Origin of the sequence: Nonomuraea basaltis (assembly GCF_005893125.1) — a bacterium.
Taxonomy (GTDB): Bacteria; Actinomycetota; Actinomycetes; order Streptosporangiales; family Streptosporangiaceae; genus Nonomuraea; species Nonomuraea basaltis.
In genome coordinates this window covers 1-5,672 of sequence record NZ_VCJS01000414.1, presented here as the reverse complement: position 1 = coordinate 5,672, position 5,672 = coordinate 1, and the positions used below count along the sequence as shown (strand labels likewise).

Below are 5,672 nucleotides of genomic sequence, written 5' to 3'. Positions count from 1 at the left end.
GCTCGGGGGTGGGCGTGGCGAGCTGCGGCAAGGCGGAGGGCTCGGCTGCCGATGCGGCAGGCTGCAGGGAGGCGGCAGCGCCGGGCGTGGGAATCCCGTCGCCGTCGGCGCCGCCCTCCACGACGAGCTCCATCATCCCGTCGGGCGACACGGTGAGGCTGAGGCGCAGCCCGCGCGTGACCGTCGCGGTGAGCGCCTGCGCTCGCGGTGCGGTCATCGCCGCAGGGAGGGCCTGCGCACGGGGTGCGTTCTCTTCGGTGACGGCCGTAGGCGCGGCGAGCGTCTCCGCGGTAGGGGCCTCCCGGGCTGGGACGTCGGCTCGCTGGTACGGATTGACGAGCGCCTTGTAGTCGATCTTGCCGTTGTCCGTGATCGGCAGCCCGTCCATGGTGAGGAAGCGGTTGGGCACCATGAACCCGGGCAGGTTTGCCCGCAAGGTCTCGATCAGCTCGTCGTCCGACGGTGGTGCCGAAGGATCGGCGGGCACGACGTAGCAGACCAGCCGGGGCCGATCGTCGGGCCCGGGCACCGCTCGGGCCACCGCCTGCCGCACGACGCGGAGCCTGTCCAGCGTGGCCTCGATCTCACCGAGCTCGATCCGGTGACCGCGGATCTTGACCTGCCGGTCCAGCCGGCCCAGGAACTCGATCGTCCCGTCGTACCGCCAGCGCCCGAGGTCGCCCGTGCGGTAAAGGCGGCGACGCAGGATCGGGTGCGTGATGAAACGCTCGGCCGTCTGCCCAGGGTCGCCGACGTAGCAACGGGCCAGCCCGTACCCGCCGATGTGCAGTTCACCCGGCTCGCCGACCCGGCAGGGCCGGCCGTGTTCGTCAAGGATGTGGAAGGACTGGCCGCGGAGGGCCCTGCCGTACGGGATGCTCGGCCAGGACGGATCGACCTCGCCGATGGGGTAGCTGATCGACCAGATGGACGCCTCGGTCGCCCCGCCCAGGCTGACCACCTGGGCGTGCGGGGCCAGCGCCCGCAGCCGGTCGGGCAGGGTGACGGGGATCCAGTCGGCCGACAGGAACACCAGCCGCAGCGTGGACAGCGCCTTGCGCACTGCCTCCGGCTCCAGCTCGGCGTATTCCACCAGCATCTCCAGCAGGGCAGGAGCGGTGTTCCACACGGTGACGCGGTGCCGGGCCATCAGCTCCAGCCAGTGGCCGGGGTCGCGCTGGCGGCGGGCTTCGGGCAGCACCACGGCACCGCCGGAGCCGAGCACCGAGAAGATGTCGTAGACCGACAGGTCGAAGCTGAACGCCGACAGGGCGAGCACCCGGTCGCCGGGGTCGAGGGGGAAGCGTTCGGCCAGGTCGTCCAGGGTGGTACGGGCCGCGCGGTGCTCGATGGCCACGCCCTTGGGCCGCCCGGTCGAGCCCGAGGTGAAGATCGCGTAAGCGAGGTCGTCCGGCGCGGGACGTCGCGGCTCGGCCTCGGCCTGACCATCGAGCATCCCGTCATCGTCCAGCCGGTGCACGGTGACCTGATCCGGCCACGCCGCGGCATCGGCCTCCGCCGCCAGCAGCGCGTGCCGGATCGACGCCTGCTCGCACAGCGACGCCACCCTGCTCGCCGGCCAGGACGGTTCGACGGGCACGTACCCCGCCCCACTGGCCGATACCCCGAGCAGCGCGGTGATCTGCGCGATGCTCTTGTCCGCCACCACCGCCACCAGATCGCCGGGTCCGACTCCGAGCGCGGCCAGCGTGCGGCCGGTGCGCGCGGCCCGCTCGGTCAGCTTCCCCGCCGTCACCTCGCGAGCCAGGTCAAGCAGGGCGGGCGCGGACCGGCCCCGTTCGGCGGCGGCGCGCAGCGGATCGTCCAGGAGCGGACCGGCTCCGTCGAACGCCCCGCCCGGCAGGTCCTCGTCGGCGAGGAACGACGGGGCCCACCCGAGCGCGGGGTCGGTCCACAGCTCGGGCTCCGTGGCCAGCCGCCGCAGCAGGCGGACGTGCGCGGCCAGCATCCCGTCGACGAACCCGGCCGGCAGCGCCCCGTCAACGGCGTCCCACGCGATGCGAAGCCTGCCGTCCTCGTCCCAGACGATGTGGTCCAGCATCACCTGCGGCGTCTGCGAAACGCCGAAGACCTCGGTGCCCAGCCAGGCGGCGGGCGACTCGCCCGGTCCCGCCAGCCCGACGCCGCTGGTGAAGACCACGGTATGTGTGGGAAGGGGCAACCCGGTGGCCGGGTCGGTCACCCGAGGGCGCTCCCCGGACTCAACCGCGGTACGCAGCGCCTCCATCCCCGAGACGGCCCGGTGGTCGAGGTCGGTCCAGAACTGCCGGTTGACGGCCGCGGCGTAGCCGGCGAAGCCGTACCAGCGTCCGGGGTCAGCAGTGGGGATCTCCACGAGGACGGTGCTGGTGAAGTCGCCGACGACGCTGTCCAGGCCCGGGGTGTCGTCGCCGAGGGCGAGGTCATCGCGGTCGAAGAGGGTGGTGTTCAGGCAGAAGGGTTCGTGGGCGCCCCAGCGCTGCAGCACCAGGCCGAATGCCGCCAGCAGCAGGCCGGTGGGGCTCAGCCCGTGCGCCGCGCCCTGCTTGCGCAGCTGCGCCCAGTCCTCGGCGGACAGCTCGGCGGCGTGCCGGGTGATGCGATGCCCGCTGAAATCGGCCGGGCCGCGGGTCCAGGGCAGCGCCGGCCCGCCTGGCAGGGCGGGTGCGCGGCGGGCCCAGTACGCGGCGTCCGTCTCGCGCCGCCGGTCGGCGGGGTCCTCCAGGCGGCGCCGTACGAGGTCGGCGAAGCCGAGGGGCGGCGCGGGCAGCTCCAGGGCGGGGTCGGTCACGAACTGGCCCCACTCCCGCATCAGCCGCATCCAGCTCATGAGGTCCAGGGCCAGCACGTCCACGCCGATGAACAACCGGGTACGGCCGTCCGGCAGCAACGCCGCCCGCAGGTCGAACAGCGGCCACCTGTCGGCGGGGAGCACCTGGTGCGAACAGGCCGCCCGTAACGCGTCCAGTGCCTCTTCGACCCGTTCCGGCGTCTCGCCACGCAGGTCGGTGCGGGCGATGGCGTAGTCGGGCACCTGGTCGAGCACGCGCTGTCTGGCGTCGGAGTCCACGACCATGCGCAGCATGGGGTGCCGTCGCACGAGCCGGTTCCAGGCAGTCTGTAGCCGGTCAAGGTCGGTCTCGGGGGCGTCCTGGGGCGTGCGGTCGTACTCGAAGTAGTAGAAGGTGGCCACTCCCCCCAGCGGGAACGCCGGGTCCCGGCCGACCAGATAGGCGGCCTGGATGGGGGTCAGCGGGAAGGACTGTCCCGCGTCCGCGGATTCGTCTTCGTCCGGCACGATCCCGGCGGCGACTGTGCGCGCGGTCGCGTTGGCGAGGAAGGCGGTCAGCGGGAGATCGAGCCCGGCCTCCTCCAAGAGGCGCCGCCGCAGGCGTACGGCGGTGAAGGACTCCAGCCCCAGGGCGGTGAGCGGCGCGTCGGGGTCCAGGTCCGAGGGCCGGAGTTCCAGCACGTCGGCCAGGCAGGCGAGCACTTCTTCGACGGTGGCGGAACCCAAGGGAGAACCCCTTCCACGGAGACAGCACAACGGAAACGGTTTTCATTGCTACACAGTTTCGACGCTTTGTCTAGATCTTGAAAATGATTACCGTTATTCGTAGCATCTCGCCCTATGTCGCCCCTGAACGACCGAGCGGACCGCGCCGGGCACGCCGCGATCGCCGGAACCGACACCGGCGGCGCGGCCGAAGCCGTCCATGACCTGGACCGCCTGATCCTGCTCGGCATCGCGGCCGATCTGCACCGGCGCACCCGGTTACGTGACGGCGCAGCGCACGAGGCGGACGCGGTCGCCGACGACCTCGGCTCGGCACGGCGGCACCGCTGGATCGCGGGCCACTGGCTGGCTGCCCTCTGCGAAGCCGGCCTGGCGAGCCGGGACGCCGCGGGCCGCTTCCACTCCCTGCACAGCCCTCGGCGCGCGGAGCTGGCCGCCGCCCGCACCCGCATGGAGGCCGCGCGGCTGGCGCTCGGCTACCCCGCCGAACTGGCCGAGCTGATGCTGCGCTCGCTGAGGCTGCTGCCCGCCCTGTTGCGCGACGAGATCGGCGTGCAGGCGCTGCTCTACCCCGACGGCGAGCCCGTCACCGCCGAGGCCGTCTACCGCGACAACCTGATCAGTCGCTACCTCAACGCCGCCGCGGCCGAGGCACTTACGGACCTGGCCGAGCGCGCCACCCGGCCGCTGCGGATCCTGGAGCTGGGCGCCGGCATCGGCGCCACCACCGCGGACCTGCTGCAGGTGCTGGCCGCGCGGCCCGTCGAGTTCTACCTGTTCACCGATCTGTCGCCGTTCTTCCTCGACACCGCGCGCCGCCGGTTCGATGCGGGCTTCCTGCGGTACGCGCTGCTCGACATCGCCCGCGACCTGCCGCGTCAGCCGGGAGAGCTGGACCTGGTCGTCGCGGCCACGATGGCACACAACGCGCCGCACGTCGGCCGCCTGCTCGACCAGATCGCCGCGCTGCTCGCCCCCGGCGGGCGGGTGCTCCTCATCGAGACCGTCCGCGAACACCCCCAGTCGCTCACCTCGATGCCGTTCGCCCTGTCCACCGAGGACGGCCCGCCCGAGCGGCATGACGGCCGGGCTGGCAGCACCCGCACGTACCTGCGCCGCGAGGAATGGCTGGGCGCGCTGGAAGGCAGCGGGCTGCGCGTCGAGGTGGACCTGCCCCGCCCCGAGGACCCGCTGACCGCGCTGTCGCAGCGCCTGGTTGTCGCCACCCGCTGATCACCTGACAATGGGAGTGCCCATGAAGGACCTGGTCGAGATCTGGTCGGAGCTGCTCGGCCTGCCGCCCGACGAGATCCCGCACGACGTCGGCTTCCTGCGCCTGGGCGGCGATTCAGTGCTCGCCGTCCGCATGTCCGCCCTGGTGCGCAAACGTCTCGGAGTCACGCTCGCCTTGTCGGACGTACGGGTCGAGACCACGCTGGGTGAACTGGCCGAGCTCGTACGACGACGCTCCTCCGGCGAGCCCACGGCCCGGGCCCTGCCGCTCACCGTCACGCCACGTCCCGACCCCCACGCGGAATTCCCCCTGCTCCCCCTCCAACAGGGCTACTTCGTCGGCCAGCAGGACGGCTGGGAGCTGTCCTACGACTCGGCCCACTACTACCTCGACTACGCCCTGACCAGCGTCGACGGCGACGAGGCCGCCGACGCGCTGACCGACGCCGTCGAACGACTCGCCACACACCAGCCCACCCTCCGCGCCCGCGTCACCTCCGACGGCCGCCAGCATGTCCTGCCCGCCGACGCGCCGGGCGCGGTACCGCGGGTCCGCGTGTACGACCTGCGCGAGGCCGGCGCCGAGGAGATCGCCACCGTACTGCGGGACGTACGGCAGGAGATGAGCACCAGCGGCCCCGACCCCACTCGAGGCCCCGGCCTGGACCTCCGGCTCACCCTGCTGCCCGGCGACGAGGGCCGACTCCACCTGGGCCTGAGCCTGCTGACCTTCGACGGCTGGTCGTCCAGCGTGCTCAGCCGCGACCTGCTCACCTTCGTCGCCGACTGGAACGCCACCCTCCCTCCCCTGGAGATCCGCTTCGGCGACTACGTCACCTCCCTCGCGGACCTGCCCGCCACCGAGGCCTGGCAGGCCGACCGGGACTGGTGGTGGTCCCGGCTCTGGCTCTTATACACATCT

3 protein-coding genes are annotated in these 5,672 nt (G+C 72.5%); 2 read left to right on the top strand and 1 reads right to left on the bottom strand.

Annotated features, from left to right (window positions below):
• Nucleotides 1-3,517, bottom strand: a 3,517-nt coding sequence (locus EJK15_RS67165) for a non-ribosomal peptide synthetase (protein WP_138720577.1), incomplete at its 3' end; no start/stop codon positions are given.
• A gap of 114 nt (nt 3,518-3,631) precedes the next feature.
• On the opposite strand from EJK15_RS67165, the gene EJK15_RS67160 reads away from it, so the two are divergent.
• Together EJK15_RS67160 and EJK15_RS67155 are read left to right on the top strand one after the other, a co-directional pair.
• The gene (locus EJK15_RS67160; protein WP_138720576.1) at nt 3,632-4,750 is read left to right on the top strand and encodes a class I SAM-dependent methyltransferase; all 1,119 of its coding nucleotides are present in this window, start codon (nt 3,632-3,634) and stop codon (nt 4,748-4,750) included.
• Nucleotides 4,751-4,772: 22 nt separating this feature from the next.
• A partial coding sequence (locus tag EJK15_RS67155; RefSeq protein WP_240778099.1) for a phosphopantetheine-binding protein occupies nt 4,773-5,672 on the top strand: 900 nt, incomplete at its 3' end.

What these genes read in the sequence shown, in the direction of transcription:
- EJK15_RS67160 (WP_138720576.1), top strand. Translation starts at nt 3,632, where the DNA reads ATGTCGCCCCTGAACGACCGAGCGGACCGCGCCGGGCACGCCGCGATC.